Annotated in this window: 12 protein-coding genes; 10 read left to right on the top strand and 2 right to left on the bottom strand. The window is 47.7% G+C overall.

What is annotated here, in order from left to right; all coding sequences use genetic code 11:
* Positions 1-132: 132 nt before the first annotated feature.
* Positions 133-1,077 carry a TIGR01212 family radical SAM protein gene (locus ST37_RS19430; protein ID WP_084889197.1) on the bottom strand — a complete coding sequence of 315 codons (945 nt, stop codon included), beginning with the start codon at positions 1,075-1,077 and terminating at the stop codon, positions 133-135.
* Positions 1,078-1,628: 551 nt separating this feature from the next.
* Between ST37_RS19430 and gltB (ST37_RS19425) the strand changes: the two genes are divergently transcribed.
* The 10 genes from gltB (ST37_RS19425) (at position 1,629) to ST37_RS19380 (ending at position 20,332) form a co-directional block, all read left to right on the top strand.
* Positions 1,629-6,167, top strand: a complete 4,539-nt coding sequence (gene gltB / locus ST37_RS19425) for a glutamate synthase large subunit (RefSeq protein ID WP_084889240.1) — start codon at positions 1,629-1,631, stop codon at positions 6,165-6,167.
* On the top strand, positions 6,167-7,639 hold the full coding sequence (locus ST37_RS19420; protein ID WP_084889196.1) for a glutamate synthase subunit beta: 1,473 nt from the start codon (positions 6,167-6,169) through the stop codon (positions 7,637-7,639). The genes gltB (ST37_RS19425) and ST37_RS19420 overlap by 1 nt, the downstream gene beginning before the upstream one ends.
* 297 nt (positions 7,640-7,936) lie before the next feature.
* Positions 7,937-9,262 carry a hypothetical protein gene (locus tag ST37_RS19415; RefSeq protein ID WP_084889195.1) on the top strand — a complete coding sequence of 442 codons (1,326 nt, stop codon included), beginning with the start codon at positions 7,937-7,939 and terminating at the stop codon, positions 9,260-9,262.
* 422 nt (positions 9,263-9,684) lie between these two features.
* Positions 9,685-14,148 carry a glutamate synthase large subunit gene (gene gltB / locus ST37_RS19410; RefSeq protein WP_084889194.1) on the top strand — a complete coding sequence of 1,488 codons (4,464 nt, stop codon included), beginning with the start codon at positions 9,685-9,687 and terminating at the stop codon, positions 14,146-14,148.
* An 18-nt stretch (positions 14,149-14,166) separates the two neighbouring features.
* A complete protein-coding gene (locus ST37_RS19405; protein ID WP_084889193.1) occupies positions 14,167-15,579 on the top strand; it encodes an FAD-dependent oxidoreductase in 1,413 nt (470 codons plus the stop codon).
* 633 nt (positions 15,580-16,212) lie between these two features.
* On the top strand, positions 16,213-17,247 hold the full coding sequence (gene arsB / locus ST37_RS19400) for an ACR3 family arsenite efflux transporter (RefSeq protein ID WP_084889192.1): 1,035 nt from the start codon (positions 16,213-16,215) through the stop codon (positions 17,245-17,247).
* A gap of 68 nt (positions 17,248-17,315) precedes the next feature.
* The gene (locus ST37_RS19395) at positions 17,316-17,744 is read left to right on the top strand and encodes a DUF1499 domain-containing protein (protein WP_084889191.1); all 429 of its coding nucleotides are present in this window, start codon (positions 17,316-17,318) and stop codon (positions 17,742-17,744) included.
* Positions 17,745-17,999: 255 nt separating this feature from the next.
* On the top strand, positions 18,000-18,689 hold the full coding sequence (mtnN, locus tag ST37_RS19390; RefSeq protein ID WP_084889190.1) for a 5'-methylthioadenosine/S-adenosylhomocysteine nucleosidase: 690 nt from the start codon (positions 18,000-18,002) through the stop codon (positions 18,687-18,689).
* A gap of 3 nt (positions 18,690-18,692) precedes the next feature.
* A complete protein-coding gene (locus ST37_RS19385) occupies positions 18,693-19,664 on the top strand; it encodes a cobalamin biosynthesis family protein (protein ID WP_084889189.1) in 972 nt (323 codons plus the stop codon).
* Between the two features lie 47 nt (positions 19,665-19,711).
* Positions 19,712-20,332 carry a TRIC cation channel family protein gene (locus ST37_RS19380; RefSeq protein WP_084889188.1) on the top strand — a complete coding sequence of 207 codons (621 nt, stop codon included), beginning with the start codon at positions 19,712-19,714 and terminating at the stop codon, positions 20,330-20,332.
* A gap of 37 nt (positions 20,333-20,369) precedes the next feature.
* Here ST37_RS19380 and ST37_RS19375 read toward each other — a convergent pair whose 3' ends face one another.
* On the bottom strand, positions 20,370-21,272 hold the full coding sequence (locus tag ST37_RS19375; RefSeq protein ID WP_084889187.1) for a DUF5692 family protein: 903 nt from the start codon (positions 21,270-21,272) through the stop codon (positions 20,370-20,372).
* Between the last annotated feature and the right edge of the window lie 11 nt (positions 21,273-21,283).

The raw sequence follows: 21,283 nt of genomic DNA, 5'->3' as shown, positions 1-21,283 counted from the left end.
AAAATAAATGCGGTGTTTAGATCTCTAAATTGCTAGCGATGTGGAGAGGTATTGCGCCATTGACCACCAAACATTAAAAATTTTAGGTGGTCAAAGCTAATGCGTGACATCTAGGCAAAAATAACCGAGAAGTTATGCTGACGTAAGTACTGGCTGTTGATAAATAAACGGCGTACCTAAATCACTACCTTGAGCACCTAGTTGATCTAGGTTTCGCCCTATATCCGTCATCGCTAACCAACGGTTCTCACACCAATCAGGGGCTAAAAGCACTGGCTTTTTAGCGGAAGATACAACGCGATGAAATACAACGTCAGGTGGCGTTTTTCGAATAAGTTCACTGCACGCTTCCACATACTCTTGCATGCTAATCACATCCAACCTTCCTGCTTTCCATGCTTTACCCATGGTGCTGCCGTCGACAATATGCAAGCTGTGGATCTTCATACCATCGGTGCCTACTTCAAGCACTTTGTCTAACGTATCGTGATAGTCAGCGCGTGACTCTTTTGGCAGCCCGAGAATTAAATGGGTACACACTTTAATCCCCAAAGCGCGCGCACGGCGCGTAATCTCTGCATAGCACTCAAAATCATGGCCACGGTTAATTCGCTTTAAAGTGTCATTGTTGGCGGTTTGCAAACCCAATTCAAGCCAGATTTCGTAGCCTTGCTCAACATAACCAGACAGCAACTCTAATACAGCATCAGGCACACAGTCAGGTCTTGTACCGACGCATAAGCCCACCATATCCGCAGCCTTTAAGGCTTCTTCATACATGTTTTTCAGCACTTGCACTTCAGCGTAAGTATTGGTGTAGGCTTGAAAGTACGCCAAATACTTTTTGGCACGTTTAACTTCACCGGCCCGATCTTGCAGTTGATCGTGAATGGATTTGATTTGAGTGGCTTCATCAGCGAAAGAGGCAACATTACAAAAAGTGCACCCACCACGTCCTATCGTACCGTCTCGATTAGGACAGCTAAACCCCCCGTGGAGTGACAACTTATGAACTTTTTGACCATAGCGACGCTGGAGATCCTGACCTATGGTATTGACTAATTGATGGAGCTGCATGGTACGACCTAAGTTAGATTAGAGTGACAATTCTAATTAGTGAAACTTAATTACATCCCTGCAATTTATTTTCGGCTAATTCTAGCAAAATTAAGCCTGTGTGACCTGCACTATTTTGTGTCATCAAATCTTCGATATGCACCATTATGTAGTAAAAGTGCGTTTCATTAACGTTTGATTCACATTCTTACGCATAGTTGTTCATTTCTATGTGCAATAAAAGTGCAATTTTGAATGGAATTCACAGAAACAAAAATGTAGGATAGTTTCACATATCGTCTAAAAGGACACCGTATTCGGGTTCGCTTAGAGGATATACTTCGGCAAAAGCACACTCCCACCAATAGGATTCACTAACTTTTGTGATTTCCTCGTGTGCCAAACCAAGGGAATGTTTTTCTCACGATATTTTCAGTGAGTGACAGAAAGGACTCACATCAGCCAAAGAGCTGATTGAATATACGATTATAAGGATTGGCTCCGTTTGCTCCGTTCACACTCAATGCAAACGATTGCCCTCAAATTGGAAGGATGGTTCTATGTCTAATGAACTGGTAGAACACAAGCAAGCAGCTCAGGGTCTTTATACCCCAGAGCTAGAGCATGATGCTTGTGGTATCGGCTTTGTTGCCCACCTCAAAAACCGCAAATCGCATGCGGTCGTAACTCAAGCACTCGATATGCTTGCGCGTATGGAACACCGTGGCGGTCAAGGATGCGATCCTTGTTCTGGTGACGGTGCGGGTATCTTGCTGCAAAAGCCTCATGAGTTTTTGCTTGAAGAGACCGTAAAACTTGGCATCAAGCTGCCATCATTCGACAAATACGGTGTAGGCGTTGTTCTATTCCCGAAAGACGAATATAAACGCGCACAGTGTCGCGACATTTTGGAGCGTAACGCACAACGCCTTGAGTTAGACGTCATTGGCTATCGCGTATTACCTACCGATAACTCGATGATTGGTGCTGATCCACTGAGCACTGAACCTCAATTTGAACATGTTTTCATCAGCGGCGGTCCTGGCGTTTCTCCAGAAGAGCTAGAGCGTAAGCTGTATGTATTGCGTAACTACACAGTACGCGTCTGTTTAGAAAGCATCTCCAACATCGGCGACGATTTTTACATTAACTCAATGTCATACAAGACATTGGTGTATAAAGGCCAGCTCACCACCGAGCAAGTGCCGCAGTATTTCTTAGATTTACAAAATCCTACCATGGTGACCGCGCTTGCACTTGTGCACTCTCGCTTCTCCACCAACACATTCCCGCGCTGGCGCTTAGCACAGCCTTTCCGTTACATTGCCCACAACGGCGAAATCAACACCGTACGTGGCAATCTAAACTGGATGAAAGCGCGTGAAGCGATCATTGAGTCGGATCTGTTTACCCAAGCCGAAATCGACATGCTTTTGCCGATTTGTCAGGAAGGCAGCTCAGATTCGTCAAACTTTGATATGGCCCTTGAGCTACTCGTCCTATCGGGTCGTAGCCTACCCCATGCCCTGATGATGATGATTCCGGAAGCGTGGCAAGAAAACAAGAACATGGACCCAACGCGCCGTGCGTTCTATCAGTACCACGCTAACGTTATGGAACCATGGGATGGCCCAGCGTCTGTCTGCTTTACCGATGGTGTTCAAGTGGGTGCAACACTAGACCGTAACGGCCTACGTCCGTCACGCTACACCGTGACCAAAGATGATTATCTAGTCATGGCGTCGGAGTCAGGCGTTGTTGATATTAAACCAGAAAACGTAGAATTCCGTGGTCGCTTGCAGCCTGGACGCATCTTTGTTGCTGACCTTGAGCAAGGCCGCATCATTTCTGATGAAGAAGTGAAAGACGGCATCGCCAATTCGCAGCCGTATGAAAAGTGGGTAAAAGAGAACCTGCTTAACATTAATAAACTGCCAAGTGCCAGCAACCAATTTAGCCAACCAACGCCTGAGCGTCTGCTGCATCGTCAGCAAGCCTTCGGTGTGAGCTCTGAAGAGATCAATGAGATTTTGGTTCCAATGGCGAACGACGCCAAAGAGCCGCTATCAGCGATGGGCGCGGATTGGCCACTGGCTATTTTGTCGCACCAATCACAGCATCTGTCTAACTACTTTAAGCAGCTGTTTGCTCAGGTGACTAACCCTCCCATCGATCCGATTCGTGAACGTATGGTTATGTCCCTAAATACCTATCTAGGTAAGGACCAAAACCTGCTCACTGAAACCCCAGAGCATTGTCAAAAAGTAGAGCTAGAGTCGCCAGTACTGGCTAACTCAGAGCTTGAAAAACTGCGTGCGATCGATAACGAGCACTTGCAGGCAAAAACCTTAGATATTGTTTTCCAGGCTAATGAAGACACTGGCCGTCTAGAGCGCGCTCTAAAACGTATTTGCCAATACGCTGAAGATGCAGTGGTCGATGGCTACTCGATTATCTTGCTGACTGACCGAGCAGTAAACTCTAACCACGCGGCTATCCCAGCAATGCTGGCCGTAGGCGCGGTCCATCACCACCTAATTCGTAAAGGATTACGTGCTAAATGTGACATCGTCGTAGAGACGGGTGACGCGCGTGAAACGCACCATTTCGCAACTTTAATTGGTTACGGTGCCAACGCAGTAAACCCTTACCTTGTGATCGAAACCATTAGGGATCTGCAAACTAAGAAGAAACTCGATCCAGAAGCCGATCCTCGTGTGTTGTTCGACAACTACCGTAAAGCGGTTAACGGCGGCCTGCTTAAGATTTTCTCTAAGATGGGTATTTCAACCTTGCAGTCTTACCACGGTGCACAAATTTTTGAAGCACTGGGTATCAGCAAGCCGGTTGTTGATAAATACTTTACGGGTACGGTTTCTCGTATTCAGGGTTTGACCATCGATGACATCGCTAAAGAAGTATTAGTGCGTCACCGTGTGGGTTACCCAACACGCGAAATCCCAGTCAATGTATTGGATGTTGGCGGCGTATATCAATGGAAACAACGTGGTGAGAAACACCTGTTCAATCCAGAAACGATTTCTCTGTTGCAGCAATCGACACGCGAAAAGAATTACGCTCAGTTCAAGCAATACGCACATGCCGTCGACGCGCAAGGCGACAACGCTGCAACATTGCGTAGCCAATTGGATTTTGTGAAGAACCCAGCAGGTTCTATCCCACTGGAAGAAGTGGAGCCAATTGAAAGCATTTTGAAGCGCTTTGCAACAGGTGCGATGTCGTTTGGTTCAATCTCGTACGAAGCGCACTCAACGCTTGCCGTTGCGATGAACCGCATTGGCGCGAAATCCAACTCGGGGGAAGGTGGTGAAGATCCAGCACGTTTCGAACGTAAAGAAAACGGTGACTGGGAACGCTCTGCTATTAAGCAGGTCGCATCTGGCCGATTTGGTGTTACCTCTTACTACCTAACCAACTCTGACGAAATTCAGATTAAAATGGCGCAAGGTGCAAAGCCAGGTGAAGGTGGGCAGCTACCGGGTGACAAAGTGGATGACTGGATCGGTGCAACACGTCACTCGACCCCAGGCGTTGGCTTGATTTCGCCACCACCGCATCACGATATTTACTCTATCGAAGATTTGGCTCAGCTGATCTACGACTTGAAAAACGCGAACCGCTCAGGCCGTGTTAACGTAAAACTCGTCTCTGAAGCAGGTGTCGGCACCATCGCATCGGGCGTTGCAAAAGCAAAAGCCGATGTGGTACTGATTGCCGGATTTGACGGTGGTACAGGTGCATCTCCTATGTCGTCAATTCGACACACTGGTCTGCCATGGGAACTTGGTCTTGCTGAAACGCATCAAACGCTTCTAAAAAATGGTCTGCGTAACCGTATTGTGGTTCAGTCTGACGGCCAAATGAAAACCCCTCGTGACCTTGCCGTTGCGACTCTGCTTGGTGCAGAAGAATGGGGGGTGGCAACAGCAGCGCTGGTTGTTGAAGGCTGTATCATGATGCGTAAGTGTCATAAGAACACCTGCCCAGTAGGTATTGCGACACAAAACAAAACATTGCGTGAGCGCTTTGATGGCCGCGTAGAAGATGTAGTAACGTTCTTCCAGTACATGGCTGAAGGTCTGCGTGAAATCATGGCAGAGCTTGGTTACCGCACCATCGATGAGATGGTTGGTCAGTCACACAAGCTGAAAGTGCGCAGCGATATTGGTCACTGGAAATACAAAAACCTCGATCTTACACCTGTCCTGCACATTGAGCAGGCACGTGAAGAAGACGGCGTGTACAACCAAATAGAGCAAAACCATAACCTGGAAGAGGTTTTGGATCGCAAGCTGATCCAAGCAGCTATTCCTGCCCTTGAGAAAGGTGAAGCGGTGACAGCCGATTTCCCAATCATCAACACTGACCGCTCTGCGGGTACCATGTTGTCGAATGAGATTTCTAAGGTCTATAAAGACCAAGGCTTACCTCAACCAATGCAGGTGAAGTTTACGGGCTCTGCAGGTCAATCTTTTGGTGCATTCTTGGCTAAAGGCGTGAAGTTTGAAGTCGAAGGTGACGCAAACGACTACTGGGGCAAAGGCTTATCAGGCGGCACATTGGTGCTCTACCCAGACAGCCAGTCGACCATCGTTCCTGAAGACAACATTGTAGTAGGTAACGTCTGCTTCTATGGCGCAACCTCGGGTGAGTCGTTCATTCGCGGTATGGCAGGTGAGCGCTTCTGTGTGCGTAACTCTGGTGCCAAAGTGGTTGTAGAAGGGGTGGGTGATCACGGCTGTGAGTACATGACCGGTGGTGCAGCAATCATCCTTGGCTCTACTGGACGCAACTTTGCAGCCGGTATGAGTGGCGGTGTCGCTTACGTGTGGGACAAGTCTGGTGACTTTGAATCCAAACTTAACCCAGAACTGGTCGACCTAGATCCTATCGAGCAAGAAGACAAAGACCTGCTTCTCGATATGCTCACAAAACACGTGGAGTTCACAGGAAGTGACGTCGCGAAATCGTTCTTAGACAACTTTGAGCAAAGCCTCGCGTCGATGGTAAAAGTTATGCCACGCGACTACAAAGCAGTGCTACAAAAACGTAAAGAACAAGCGGAACAAACTGAAGCGGAGGCAGTGTAATGGGTAAGCCTACTGGATTTTTAGAGCATGGTCGTGAACTGCCACAGAAGGTGGATCCGGCTGAGCGTATCAAGCACAACAAAGAGTTTGTGTTAAACGAAGAGTTTGGCGCGAAGATCAATACTCAAGCCTCTCGATGTATGGATTGTGGTGTACCGTTTTGTCATAACGGCTGCCCGATTGGTAACATCATTCCTGAGTTTAATGACGCGGTTTACCGCGACAGCTGGGAAGAAGCTTGGAACATTCTAAGCTCGACCAATAACTTCCCAGAGTTTACGGGTCGCGTTTGCCCAGCACCTTGTGAAAGCTCATGTGTGTTAGGGATTAACCAAGATCCAATCACAATCTGTAATATTGAAAAGACGATTGTTGAAACCGCATACCGTGAAGGCTATGCAAAACCAAAAACGCCTCGTTCACGTACGGGTAAAACCGTCGCGATCATCGGTTCGGGACCTGCTGGTTTGTCTGCTGCAGAGCAGCTCAATAGCGCTGGCCACAGCGTGACAGTATTTGAACGCGATGAAAAAGTTGGCGGTCTATTGCGCTTCGGTATTCCTGATTTCAAACTCAGCATGGAAGTGATTGATCGTAAGATCAACCTGATGGCCGAAGCGGGCGTAGAGTTTAAAGTCAATCAGCACATCGGTGTCGATGTCAACGCCGCGCAGCTTCGTCAGGAGTTTGATGTAGTGTTGCTGACGGGTGGCTCTACTGTGCCTCGCGACCTGCCAATTCCAGGGCGTGACAACAAAGGCGTCTACTTTGCGATGCAATTTTTGGGTCAAAACAACCGCCGCGCTAACGACATGGATCTTAAAACAGAAGAGATCCACGCCAAAGGTAAGCACGTTGTTGTGATCGGTGGTGGTGATACAGGCTCTGACTGTGTGGGTACCTCTAACCGTCATGGTGCAGCAAGCATCACGCAAGTTGAAATCATGCCAATGCCTCCAGAAAAGCGCCCTGCTAACATGCCGTGGCCGCAGTACCCAATGATTCTTCGTACCTCAACCTCTCACGAGGAAGGTGTGGACCGTCATTGGAATATTCTGACTAAAGAGTTTATTGGTAACGACAAAGGTGAAGTGACTGGTCTTCGTATTGCTGACATCACTTGGGAAGAAGCCGAAGAAGGCCAGCGCCCTAACTTTGTCGAAGTGGCTGGCAGTGAACGCGTACTCCCTTGTGACATGGCGTTCCTAGCGATGGGCTTCTTACACCCAGAACCAACCGGTGTACTTGCGCAGCTTGACATCGCACTGGATGAGCGCGGCAACGTAGCGACGACGGACTTTGCCACAAACCAAGAAGGCGTATTCGCCGCAGGTGACATGCGTACAGGTCAATCATTGGTGGTTCGTTGTATTAACGAAGGCCGTGAGTGTGCTCGCACCGTCGATGCCTACCTCATGGGGAACACCAAGCTAGAAGCGAAAGCGGACTCGTTGATGCTATCCGCGAGCTAATCGATAAAGTTTCCTTCCAAACTTTATTGTTGGCCAGCACGAAAGTGCTGGCCTTTTTTTATGAAATACATTGCAAATGAAGAACGCAAGAAAAAACTTTGTTTCCCATAGTGCAACCAAAAATCAAACGAAAACATTTAATTCTCAAATTTGAGACACCCCTTTGGTGGTACTTAAATATACTCAAATCGCACCAACAACACATCGGACCTCTTGTGTATCATTGAAAGTGGATCGCCATTTGGATAAATACAATGGGTCGTATTTTAGATTGCTATTAACGTCTAGGAGCTTAGTATGGCTAGATATACGTTGGTATTTTTATGCGTCGCAAGTGTACTTATAGGTTGTGGAGGCTCGGATTCGCCAACAGTCCAATCCACTCCGGGAACAACGGAAACATCAACTTTTACCGGTAAACTCATTGATTCTGCAGTGATCAATATTGATTACAACACAGAGACTCAAAAAGGTGTAACCGATCAGAGCGGACAATTTAAATATTTAGATGGAGAAACAGTCGAATTTTCCATCGGAAATATCGTCTTTCAATCAGTACCTGCTAAAACAGTACTCACACCGTTGGATCTGGCAAATAATCGAGATGAACAATCTGCTGTAGTCTCTAATATTCTTCGTCTCTTGCAGTCGCTCGATGGCGATGGTGATCCCACAAACGGCATTACGATAACCGGCGCTGCAAAAGAAGCCGCATCTGAATACATTGACTTTTCGGTTCCTGAGACGGTGTTTGAAAACAATAGTGAAGTTATGGCCCTAGTCGCTAAAGTCGGTGGCAACAATGGAAACCTTGTCGAAAAAAACGATGCTATTGCCCACTTCACGGAAAGCTTGCACCATTACGGTATTCTTAATGGTCCATTTGTCGGCACGTGGTTAGGTCAATTTAGCAGCAACACTGATGGTTTACTCATGTTCACCTTCTATTCTGATGGTACGTATGTCCAATATCAAACTGAGCAGGGGCCTGATGAATACAATGGGCTCGAATGGGGCAACTATAAAGTCACTTCGACTGGGTATTTATATCCTGTTCCTGGTGGCAATATGCTCGATCAAAATGATAATACCGGACTCACAGGTGTAGTGAGTGATTCAGATGTTTCCAACACAAGCGATTTGGATGGTGAAACCATCAAAATAAGCTACCCAACACCGAGCCAAATCACTTTTACTATTACCGATTATGAATCTGGTCAAGAGGTCGAGGTGTACACGCGTGAATTTACGAAAGTTGAGAATGTTGGATTGACAGGTACATGGTTCAATCAAACGACAGAAAATGAGCTTTTGTCTATTACCTTTCTAGATGATGGGAGTTACGTTCATGCAGAAGTCGACCTAGATCCTGAAAATGCCGATAACCCTCACGAATTAAACGGCCTGGAATGGGGCTTATACACTCTTGACGAATCTAACAATCGATTAACAGTGTCGATCCCGGATCCTGAGTTTAGAGACCTGAATGGTGCGGTCGGCTTATCTAGTTTTGTTGATAATACGAACGGTGATGAACTCTATGTTGTCGTAGAGAACAACGTTTTGCAGTTGACAGTCATTGAAGATGGAAATGAGGAAATCTTGTTTTTCTATCGAGAATAATGTCATCGCGAATAAAGCATTAATCATCTAAACAGCAAGTGCTCATTTATAGTGCTCGTTAGGCCGTAACAATTTTTACCCGTTTGACTGTTGATGTATCGACTTGCCAAGCATCAACATCGATCGGGTAAAAACGAAACAATGTTCTGATTGGGTCTATTCTTTATCACTAAAACCTAATCGAAATATAGCAATCTAAGAGACTTTTTATACCAACTACTGCTTTACTAACCTCTATCAAAGCCACCTTGACCTTTGCGTCATTTCCTTATACTTTGTCAAATCCCTGATAATAAAACTTGAGTAAAATGTTAAATAAATAGTCATATCAGGATGATAAAAATTAGAATTTAGTTCGTCAAAATTCAAAGAGTATCTGTCAGGAAGACAGAGCAAAGACAAGTTGCAAAAGGAGTAAAGCAATGGCTCTTTACGATCCCACGCTCGAGAAAGACAACTGTGGATTTGGCCTCATCGCCCATATGCAAGGGCAACCAAGCCACAAGTTAGTCAGAACAGCGATTTCAGCCCTCGATCGCATGACCCACCGTGGCGGCATTAATGCCGATGGTAAAACCGGTGATGGTTGTGGTTTATTACTGCAAAAACCAGACAGCTACTTACGCTTAGTCGCCGAAGAAGGTGGTATAAAGCTTGGTAAGCAATATGCCGTAGGTATGATATTTACCAGCACGGACACCACCAAAGCGCATCATTCTCGAGACGTTGTGAATCGAGAACTGGCAACCGAAACCTTCACCGTGGCTGGATGGCGTGAAGTGCCGACCAATGCTGAAGTATTGGGGCCTATCGCACTCACGACATTGCCAAATATTGAGCAAGTATTTATCACTGCCCCCGCGGGTTGGAGTGAGCGCGATATTGAGCGCCGCCTGTATGTGGCAAGACGACGCATAGAAAAAGCATTGGTCGACGACAAAGAGTTTTACGTTTGTAGCCTTTCAACCAATGTGATTGTCTACAAAGGGCTGTGCATGCCCGCTGATTTGCCTCGTTTTTATTTGGATTTGGCCGATCTCAGAATGGAATCTTCCATTTGTCTGTTCCACCAACGATTCTCAACCAATACCTCGCCAAAATGGCCGTTGGCTCAACCCTTTAGGTACATGGCGCACAATGGCGAGATCAATACCATTGAAGGCAATCGTCAGTGGGCGCGAGCGCGAGCATACAAATTCAAAACCCCGTTAATTCCTGATCTACAAGCTGCTGCGCCTTTCGTTAATGAATCAGGCTCAGACTCATCAAGCCTAGATAATATGCTCGATCTGTTTTTTGCCGGTGGTATGGATCTGTTTCGAGCGATGCGCATGCTTGTTCCGCCAGCGTGGCAAAATCACCCAGATATGGACGACGAGCTAAAAGCCTTTTATGACTTTAACTCTAAGCACATGGAACCTTGGGATGGCCCTGCTGGCATTGTCTTGTCTGACGGTCGCTACGCCGCATGTAACTTAGATAGAAATGGTTTACGCCCGGCTCGCTACGTCATCACTAAAGATGGTTTTATTACCCTTGCGTCTGAAGTAGGCATCTGGGACTACACCCCCGATGAAGTGTCCGAAAAAGGCCGCGTTGGCCCAGGTGAGCTTTTGGTTGTTGATACACTCGAAGGCAAGCTGTGGCACTCAGACGATATTGATGCCGACTTAAAATCTCGCCACCCCTACAAAGCGTGGATGGACGAGCACGTCAAACGCTTAACCCCCTTCTCTGAGCTTGCTGACGATAAAGTCGGTGAGCGCGTGTTTGATGAAAACCAACTCAAAACCTTCCAAAAGCAATTTGCTGTGTCAAACGAAGAAGTGGATCAGGTTCTACGAGTGCTTGGGGATATGGGACAAGAGGCAACGGGCTCAATGGGTGACGATACCCCAATGGCGGTGCTCTCTTCTAAGGAACGTTTGGTTACTGATTACTTTAGACAGAAATTCGCTCAGGTAACGAACCCGCCGATCGATCCATTGCGAGAAAAACACGTAATGTCATTGGCGACCAGTATCGGCCAAGAGATGAATGTGTTTAACGAAACCGATGGTCACGCGCATCGAGTCACCTTCGACTCTCCGGTGCTCCTATACTCCGACATGCAGCAGTTGTTAACGCTCGATACGGAGTACTATCAACCTAGCATCATCGACATCAACTATGATCCGCAACACCTAGACTTAGAGCAGGCAATCCATCAAGTTTGTGATAAAGCCACCGCGGCCGTCAAGCAAGGAAGCGTACTGCTGGTATTATCGGATCGCGAACTGCAGAAAGGTCTCCTTCCTGTTCCTGCGGCCATGGCTGTAGGCGCGGTGCAAACTAGACTAATTGACGAAAACCTTCGCTGTGATGCCAACATCATCGCAGAAACGGGCTCGGTGCGAGACCCTCATCAATTTGCGGTGTTACTCGGCTTTGGTGCAACCGCCATCTACCCTTATTTGGCCTACGAAACTCTAGGCAAAGTGATTGACGATGGCGCGATAGATAAAAGCTACCGTCAGGTGATGCAAAATTACCAAAGCGGCATCAATAAAGGGTTATACAAGATCATGTCCAAAATGGGCATATCGACGATTGCGTCTTACCGCTGTTCGCAGCTTTTTGAGGCTGTGGGCTTAAGCGAGTCGGTCGTTGATCTCTGTTTTAAAGGCGTCACAACACGTATTCAAGGCGCCGATTTTGCGGACTTCCAGCAGGATTTGTTTAATCTATCTCGAAAAGCCTGGGCAAAACGTAAATCTATCGATCATGGTGGGTTACTCAAATACGTTCATGGTGGTGAGTATCATGCCTACAACCCAGATGTGGTGTCCACACTGCAAACTGCGGTTAAAACCGGTGAAGCCACCGACTATAAAACGTACGCAAAGCATGTGAATGCGCGACCTGCGGCGATGCTTCGCGACCTTATGCAACTCAAGAAAAGCGACTCACCGTTAGCGCTGGATCAAATAGAGCCTAATACCGAGTTGTTTAAGCGCTTTGACTCAGCCGCTATGTCGATAGGCGCATTAAGTCCAGAGGCGCACCAAGCACTAGCCACCGCAATGAACCGACTTGGCGGTTACTCCAACTCTGGTGAGGGTGGCGAAGATCCAAGCCGTTTTGGCACCGAGCGAAACTCTCGAATCAAGCAAGTGGCATCGGGACGATTTGGTGTGACTCCGCACTATTTAACCAATGCCGATGTACTGCAAATCAAAGTCGCGCAAGGGGCAAAGCCCGGTGAGGGTGGTCAGCTTCCTGGCCATAAGGTTACGGCTGAAATAGCCAAGCTTCGCTATTCAGTGCAAGGGGTTACGCTAATATCCCCACCCCCACATCACGATATTTACTCGATTGAGGATTTGGCGCAGCTTATATTCGACTTAAAGCAGGTGAACCCTAAAGCCTTGGTGTCGGTTAAATTGGTTTCAGAACCTGGAGTTGGCACTATCGCAACGGGCGTTGCCAAAGCCTATGCCGATTTAATCACCATTTCTGGCTACGACGGCGGAACGGCTGCAAGCCCACTCACCTCGGTGAAATATGCGGGTAGCCCATGGGAGCTCGGTCTTGCGGAAACCCAGCAAGCGCTTGTCGCGAATGGCTTACGACATAAGATCCGTCTGCAAGTTGATGGCGGTCTTAAAACCGGTCTGGATGTGGTTAAAGGGGCCATTTTGGGCGCCGAAAGCTTCGGCTTTGGTACCGCACCTATGGTCGCTATGGGCTGTAAGTTCCTTCGCATCTGTCACCTAAATAACTGTGCAACCGGTGTTGCAACCCAAGACCAGACCTTACGAGATGAGTACTTTAAAGGGTTACCAGAAATGGTGATCAACTACTTCACAGGCCTTGCCGATGAAGTTAGAGAGCTGCTCGCTGAGTTAGGCGTTGAAAAGCTCACTGACCTTATAGGTCGTACCGACCTACTAGAAGCCGTTGAAGTTAAAACCGCAAAACAGTCTAAGCTGGACTTGTCTCACATACTGGAAGCGCCGGTTTCACCTGGAGACTTCCCACTGTTTTGGACTGAGCCTAACCAACCGTTTGATAACGCAGAATTAAACCAAAAAATGGTTTCCGATGCCCTTGCCGCTGTAGAAGCTAAAGAGTCACTAAATCTATTCTATGATGTGATCAATACCGACCGCTCGGTGGGTGCTCGTTTATCGGGTGAAATTGCTCAGCGCTATGGCAATGCAGGCGTATCAGGCTCACCGATTAAAGTGCACCTAAATGGCACAGCAGGACAGTCGTTTGGCGTCTGGAACGCCGGTGGCCTAGAGCTGTTACTAACCGGTGACGCTAATGACTACGTAGGTAAAGGCATGGCAGGTGGCAAGATTGTCATCAAGCCTCATACGGGGACAACCTTTGCCTGTAACGAAGCCACCATCATTGGTAACACTTGTTTGTACGGTGCAACAGGTGGAAAGCTATTTGCTGCGGGCCGCGCGGGCGAGCGCTTTGGCGTTCGAAACTCGGGCACCATTGCGGTAGTAGAAGGCGCTGGTGACAACGCGTGCGAATATATGACAGGTGGTATTGTCGCGATTTTGGGTGCCACAGGGGTGAACTTTGGCGCGGGTATGACGGGTGGGTTTGCATACGTGTTAGACGAGAATGGTGATTTCTCGGGCCGTGTTAATGGCGAATCCGTCGAATCATTACCGCTGAACGAGTTGGCTATACATCAAGAACATCTTAGAGGGCTCATCGCGCAGCATCTCGAACTGACGCAATCAAGCCACGCCGAGACTATTTTGGCAAACTTTGATGAATGGATTCCAAAGTTCCACCTCGTGAAACCGAAAGCGGCAGACTTACGCACCCTTCTTGGGCATCAAAGCCGCAGCGCCGCAGAATTGCGCGTTCAAGCACAGTAATTGGAAGGAGCCAGTTTTATGAGCCAGAACGTATACCAATTTATTGATGTCAGTCGTGTGGATCCGGCCAAAAAGCCGATCAAGATCCGCAAGATTGAATTTGTCGAAATTTATGAACCCTTTACCAAGCAGCAAGCAACGGCGCAAGCCGACCGCTGCTTAGATTGTGGTAATCCCTATTGTGAATGGAAGTGCCCTGTTCATAACTACATCCCTCAATGGCTAAAGCTGGCCAACGAAGGACGTATCATTGAAGCAGCCGAACTATCACACCAAACCAACAGTCTTCCAGAAGTCTGTGGACGGGTGTGTCCGCAAGACAGACTGTGCGAAGGTGCCTGTACGCTCAACGACGATTTTGGCGCAGTCACCATTGGTAATGTGGAAAAGTACATTACTGACAAGGCCTTTGAAATGGGCTGGAAGCCAGACATGTCCAACGTTGAATGGACAGACAAAAAAGTCGCCATCATCGGCGCAGGACCTGCTGGGCTCGCCGCCGCAGATATTTTGGTGCGCAACGGTGTTAAGCCTGTAGTCTTTGACCGTTACCCAGAGATTGGTGGTTTGCTCACCTTTGGGATCCCTTCCTTTAAACTGGAAAAAGGGGTGATGGAAAACCGACGCAAGATTTTTACTGACATGGGTGTAGAGTTTCGATTAAACACTGAAGTTGGCAAAGACGTCACAATGCAAAGCCTGATTGATGATTTCGATTCGGTCTTTTTAGGCGTTGGCACCTATAAGAACATGCGCGCGGGACTGGATAACGAAGAAGCGCCAGGCGTGTACGATGCCTTGCCATTCCTTATTTCCAATACCTATAAGGTCATGGATCTGCCGACCGATGAGCACTACATAGATATGGCCAACAAAAAGGTCGTGGTGCTTGGTGGTGGTGATACCGCAATGGACTGTGTACGCACCTCTATTCGCCAAGGTGCTAAGCATGTCATTTGTGCTTATCGTCGTGATGAACAAAATATGCCGGGTTCACGTCGCGAAGTAAAAAATGCCCGTGAAGAAGGCGTCGACTTTCAATTTAACCTTCAGCCTTTAGGCATAGAAGTTGATCAAAATGGTCATGTCACTGGTGTGAAAGTCGTCAAAACCGCACTTGGTGAACCCGATGAGGCTGGTCGTCGTCGTCCAGAGCCGGTAGAAGGTAGTGAGCATGTTCTTTCCGCCGACGCTGTGATTATGGCATTTGGTTTCCAACCCCATGCTATGGAATGGTTAACGCCTTACAACGTCGACTTAGACCAGTGGGGTCGAATAAAAGCACCGAAAGATGGCGAGTTCTTGTATCAGACCACCAACCCTAAGATTTTCGCGGGTGGTGATGCGGTTAGAGGATCGGACTTAGTTGTTACTGCGATTGATGAAGGTCGTAAGGCGGCTGAGGGGATTTTGGATTACTTAGAGGTTTAAGAGCTAGGGCGCTTCGCTTTGAGGAGCGAGGTGCGGGGACGCTGCGCTGCGAGGGGCGAGAGGCGAGAGGCGAGTCTTAGCATCAATACCGGCCCAATCTCGCGCTAGCGAGCATTGTACCGGTAGTGACCCACGAAAGCCTCTGAGGATTTTGGATTACTTGGGGGTTTAAGGCTATGGCGCTTCGCTTTGAGGAGCGAGGTGCGGGGACGCTGCGCTGCGAGGGGCGAGAGGCGAGAGGCGAGTCTTAGCATCAATACCGGCCCAATCTCGCGCTAGCGAGCATTGTACCGGTAGTGACCCACGAATGCCTCTGAGGATTTTGGATTTCTTGTGGGTTTAAGGCTAGGGCGCTTCGCTTCGAGGAGCGAGGTGCGGGGACGCTTCGCTGCGAGAAGCAAGAAGCGAGTTAGTCTTAGCATCAATACCGGCCCAATCTCGCGCTAGCGAGCATTGTACCGGTAGTGACCCACGAAAGCCTCTAGTAGGACGCTTCGAAAGGCGAAAGTCTTAGATAGCCGAGATTGAAAGGTAAGAGGATGTTATCTTCTTGCCTTTTTGTTTTTTGGCTTGACGTTAGGCTGAATTGGCCTAACATATATGGAAATACATATATTCATATAAGGTTTTGAGATGGGGTTGTTTGAACGCTACTTAACGGTATGGGTTGGGTTGGCCATTGGCCTGGGGCTACTGCTGGGAAGCCTGTCACCGGAGCTATTCATTGGAATTGCAAGTTTAGAGTACCAACATGTCAATTTTGTGATTGCGGCGCTCATCTGGTTGATGATTTATCCAATGATGATCCAAATTGATTTCTCCTCCCTAAAAGACGTGGGCAAAAAACCGAAAGGATTAGTGCTCACGCTTGTGATCAATTGGTTGATCAAGCCTTTTACTATGGCGTTTTTAGGTTGGCTGTTTTTTAAAGTCTTTTTCGCAAGCTGGGTCGACCCGCAAACCGCCTCAGAGTATATCGCTGGAATGATATTGCTTGGTGTTGCACCTTGTACCGCTATGGTGTTTGTTTGGAGCCAGCTCACTAAAGGCGACGCCAACTACACCTTGGTTCAAGTCTCGGTAAACGATCTGATTATGATCATTGCATTCGCACCTATTGCGGGCTTCCTATTAGGCATTACCGACATCACCGTACCATGGGGGACCTTAGTGTTGTCGGTGGTATTGTACGTACTAATTCCACTGATCGCTGGCGCACTCACCCGTCGACAGCTATTAAAAAAACATGGTTCTAAAGCATTAGACCACTTTCTGGCGAAGCTAAAACCCTGGTCTATCATAGGATTATTGACCACGGTAGTGGTGTTGTTTGGCCTACAAGCCGAAACCATTATTGCAAAGCCTCAAGCCATTGTGATGATTGCCATTCCATTGATGATCCAGACCTACGGCATATTCGCCCTAGCCTACTGGATGGCGAAAAGAATTAAGCTACCGCACAATATCGCAGCGCCTGCCTGCATGATCGGTACGTCGAACTTTTTTGAACTCGCAGTAGCGGTCGCGATCTCTCTGTTTGGCCTTCATTCTGGAGCGGCACTTGCGACCGTTGTGGGTGTGCTCGTCGAGGTTCCAGTGATGCTATCTCTCGTCGCCTTTGCCAACAAAACCCGTCACTGGTTTGACGATTCTGACGCCAATGCGTAAAAAATAGGGTACCCTATTAGAGTTGAAGCTCAATTTTAGGCTTATGTACTGTAAAGGATTGAAATAAAATGAGAACATGGATAGTTGGATTGTTCAGCTTAGGCATCGTCGCCTGTAGCAATGGAGTAACAGAAATGGAAGACCGTACTTCTAACCCTTGTGGAGATAAGCCCAATTGTGTCTCGACACAAGACCAGCGCGAAAAATTTAATTTGGCTCCCTTTAAACTCAAGCCAGACGTCACCCTCGATCAAGTTGAACTGATTGCACTAGGTTTAAAAAATGCGAAAACGGCAGAAAAAAGCGAGCAGTATTTGCGTATAGAGTGCACCAGCAGTGTATTTCGTTTTGTTGATGATTTAGAGCTCAGTCTTAACGGTGATATGTTGACCGTTCGATCGGAGTCCCGCACTGGCCACTCTGACTTAGGGGTAAATCGTAAGCGCGCAGAAGCGCTACGAGAAGGGTTAACTAAAGCTGGATTGATGGCGCAATAACCCCTATTCATACTCTCCCCTCTTCAATGAGGGGAGCTGTAACGCGATACCGTCCCCACCTTGATACCGTCCCCCTGAGCCCTGCGAAGGGTAACGGTAGCAAAAATGCACCGACACACCCTTTCCCACCGCCACTACCATGAGCCCTTCGCTTCGCGAAAAGCGCACGGTATTGCCTTAGGCGCAGCTGCCTAACTCAACATTTAGTGCTACAATCGCGCCTAATATCTCCAGATTCTATTGAACAGGTTCACTATGAAAGTCGGTATCATTGGCGCGATGGAACAAGAAGTCGCGATCCTAAAAGCTAAAATTAACAACTGCACAACTGAAACCATTGGTAAATCAGTCTTTTACACTGGGACGATCGATGGTAAAGAAGTGGTGCTCCTTCAATCTGGAATCGGCAAAGTCGCCGCAGCTATTGGTACGACACTACTAATCGAAAAGTATGCGCCTGACGCGATCATTAACACAGGATCCGCGGGTGGGTTTGACCCTTCTCTAAACCTTGGCGATGTGGTGATATCAACAGAAGTTCGTCATCACGACGCAGATGTCACAGCCTTTGGCTATGAAATGGGACAAATGGCTGGCCAACCTGCGGCATTTGTCGCTGATGCTAAGCTTTGTGAATTGGTTGAGAAAGCCCTCACAATGACAGATAAACATGCTGTACATGGCCTGATCTGTACCGGTGATACGTTCGTGTGCACACCAGAGAGACAGCAATACATTCTGAAATACTTCCCGTCAGTCGTCGCCGTTGAAATGGAAGCCTCAGCGATTGCTCAAACCTGCGAGCAGTTTGGTGTACCATTTGTTGTGGTACGCGCTATTTCGGACGTTGCAGACAAAGAATCCCCAATGTCATTTGATGAGTTTTTGCCTCTGGCGGCACAAAGCTCATCTGAGATGGTCAGCAAAATTCTATCTCTGGTTTAATCAATGAATGAAGCGTGGCAGAGCGGTATTTCACTAGACACCTTCTATGCCGATGGCAGTGTGTTAGTGTTGTGCGCCGCTTTGCTCGCTCATCTGCTGATCCCTATCCCTCGCGAATTACACCCTACAACGCTGTGGCGTAAGTTCGCGCACCTATTAGCCAATAAAGTGAATCAAGGCAACGACCCAAATTATCAACGATTTGCAGGGTCACTTTCCTGGTTAATGTTAATGCTACCCGCAACAGCACTGCTGATAGCCGTATCCAATCTAGTCTGGGAGCCTTTGGTGTTTCAGTTTACGCTGCTGTTTTTCTCGCTGGGTTGGAGAGAGCAAGAAGTGTTTGCGCGCCAAAGTGGCCAAGCATTGGCTCAAGAAGATAAAGCCTCACTCAGAAAGTCACTGAGCCACTGTCTTAACAGAGACTGTGCGACATTGTCATTGTTAGGGTTGGGAAAAGCTTGCGTTGAAACCCTAACGCTTGGGCATCTTCGAAATGTTACTGGTGTTTTGTTTTGGTTTGCCGTTGCAGGTCCCATTGGTGCAGCGCTGTTTCGCCTGTGTGGCGAGATCGCTCGCGCTTGGCCAGCTCATTACCGACAATATAAAACCTTTGGTCAATTGGCTCGCACTTTTTATGCTCTGCTCGAGTGGCTACCAAGTTCGCTGTTTTCTCTATTACTCCTCCTAAATCAGCAATCGTTGTCATGCCTTTCAACCATAGTTAGCCAAGCAAAAACTTGGCGAAACAAGTCATCAGGTACTGCGCTTGCTTCTCTTGGAAATCAATACCAATTAAGTTTAGGGGGACCAGCGCTTTATCAAGGTCAAAAACTTGAGCGCGCCAAGCTAGGCGGCAAGATTGCTCCATCAGCCATTCATTTATCTCAAGTGGCAACTAAACTTCGCAACAGCCAGTACCTATTTATTGTATTGCTACTCATTACCTTAGCTTTGGCTAACGGTGGTATCTAAACCGAGTTTCCCATAGAATTGCCCCACCCTAACGATCCATTAATGCCATGAACCTTTCACTCCTTTATCTGATCGATCTTTTTGGAACCGCCATTTTTGCTATCTCTGGTGTGCTATTGGCTGGCCGACTTCGTATGGACCCTTTTGGCGTCATGGTATTGGCGACGGTGACTGCCATTGGTGGTGGCACGATAAGGGATCTGATTTTAGGCGCTACTCCAGTTTTTTGGGTAACCGATACTACTTACATGTGGATCATCATCATTACTAGTTTGGCAACCATGATACTGGTTCGTCATCCTAAACGACTGCCCTGGTACGTTATGCCCGTGTGCGACGCAATTGGTTTGGCGGCATTTGTCGGTATTGGTGTAGAAAAAGCGCTTGCCTTTCAGGACTCGCACTTAGTCGCGGTAATGATGGGCGTGCTAACAGGCTGTGGTGGCGGCATTATTCGAGATGTCCTTGCTAGAGAAATCCCTATGGTGCTACGTAGTGAGGTCTATGCCACCGCATGTATCGCAGGTGGTAGCGCGCATGTTCTACTTGTTCAGTGGGGGCTCGCTCACTCTCATGCAATGCTAGCTGGAGTCGTGGTTACTTTAACCATTAGGCTCACAGCCATTCGATGGCATTTGTCACTGCCTACATTTGCGCTCAACAAATAGCCCCAGTCATTCAAAAACATCTGGGGCCAGTGGAAGGTTAAGCTTTGGCGACCTCCTGATATTTAGCAAGATCCGTGTACAATTCATCCTTTATTGGGTTCAGTTTCATCTGAACTATGCGATAGCCCTGAAACACCACCAACGCAACGTTAGCCACAAAACTGAGCATTGAAATCAACCACATGGCATCTGGGTTATAGCTCACTTTTACCGTATAGATACTGTCGGTAAACATATACGGGAACGTCATCATAAACATCGCCCACAACGCCAACGTGTGTGCACGATGTTGTAACCAAGCCCCTTTTGCCCACCACAATGCAGGAATGGTACAAGAAAGTAATAACGCGACGCCCGTATAGAGCACATTGGCGGTTAAGCAATTATAGATGTATGCGAAGTTCCAAATGTCATAGGCGATAATCCAAAACCACAGCATATCTGGCCACACCATATCTCTATTTTTACCACGCGTTACTGCATAGATTCCCGCCCAACCACATATGGTCACAATATTTAAGATCCCTGCTGCGGCATTAAAGTAGTTCCAGTCTCCGCCCAGTAGCAACAGCCCCTCACTGACACCTTGAATATCCGCGACCTGAATTTCTCGGATCACCGCTTCGAGTATATTGATACTTAAAATGAGCGGTGGAAATAGAAGGTACCAGCGGTGCTTATTGGCAAAATTGCTAAAGCGTATCACCATAAAACCCACCGCCCCCATTAGCGCAGAGTACACTTTGACCCAAACGAACCAGTTGGAGACTTCGTTATCCATGTACATCCAGTAAGGGGTTAACATTATCGGCAGACCGACAAACAAAAACATCGACCACTTTAGGTTTCGACGAGACAATTCATTCACACCAATAAGGCCGAGCAATACCACCACAAACATGATTACAGCAGGTGTGGTAAACGATTCAAAGAAAAACATTAGTTATCTCC

Source organism: Vibrio sp. qd031 (assembly GCF_002100145.1).
GTDB lineage: Bacteria > Pseudomonadota > Gammaproteobacteria > Enterobacterales > Vibrionaceae > Vibrio.
The sequence above is the reverse complement of the archived record's forward strand: the minus strand, read 5'-3'. Positions and strand labels throughout refer to the sequence as shown.

What these genes read in the sequence shown, in the direction of transcription:
- ST37_RS19380 (WP_084889188.1), top strand. Translation starts at nt 19,712, where the DNA reads ATGAACCTTTCACTCCTTTATCTGATCGATCTTTTTGGAACCGCCATT.
- ST37_RS19395 (WP_084889191.1), top strand. Translation starts at nt 17,316, where the DNA reads ATGAGAACATGGATAGTTGGATTGTTCAGCTTAGGCATCGTCGCCTGT.
- arsB (WP_084889192.1), top strand. Translation starts at nt 16,213, where the DNA reads ATGGGGTTGTTTGAACGCTACTTAACGGTATGGGTTGGGTTGGCCATT.
- mtnN (WP_084889190.1), top strand. Translation starts at nt 18,000, where the DNA reads ATGAAAGTCGGTATCATTGGCGCGATGGAACAAGAAGTCGCGATCCTA.
- ST37_RS19405 (WP_084889193.1), top strand. Translation starts at nt 14,167, where the DNA reads ATGAGCCAGAACGTATACCAATTTATTGATGTCAGTCGTGTGGATCCG.
- ST37_RS19385 (WP_084889189.1), top strand. Translation starts at nt 18,693, where the DNA reads ATGAATGAAGCGTGGCAGAGCGGTATTTCACTAGACACCTTCTATGCC.
- ST37_RS19420 (WP_084889196.1), top strand. Translation starts at nt 6,167, where the DNA reads ATGGGTAAGCCTACTGGATTTTTAGAGCATGGTCGTGAACTGCCACAG.
- gltB (WP_084889194.1), top strand. Translation starts at nt 9,685, where the DNA reads ATGGCTCTTTACGATCCCACGCTCGAGAAAGACAACTGTGGATTTGGC.
- ST37_RS19375 (WP_084889187.1), bottom strand. Translation starts at nt 21,272, where the DNA reads ATGTTTTTCTTTGAATCGTTTACCACACCTGCTGTAATCATGTTTGTG.
- ST37_RS19415 (WP_084889195.1), top strand. Translation starts at nt 7,937, where the DNA reads ATGGCTAGATATACGTTGGTATTTTTATGCGTCGCAAGTGTACTTATA.
- ST37_RS19430 (WP_084889197.1), bottom strand. Translation starts at nt 1,077, where the DNA reads ATGCAGCTCCATCAATTAGTCAATACCATAGGTCAGGATCTCCAGCGT.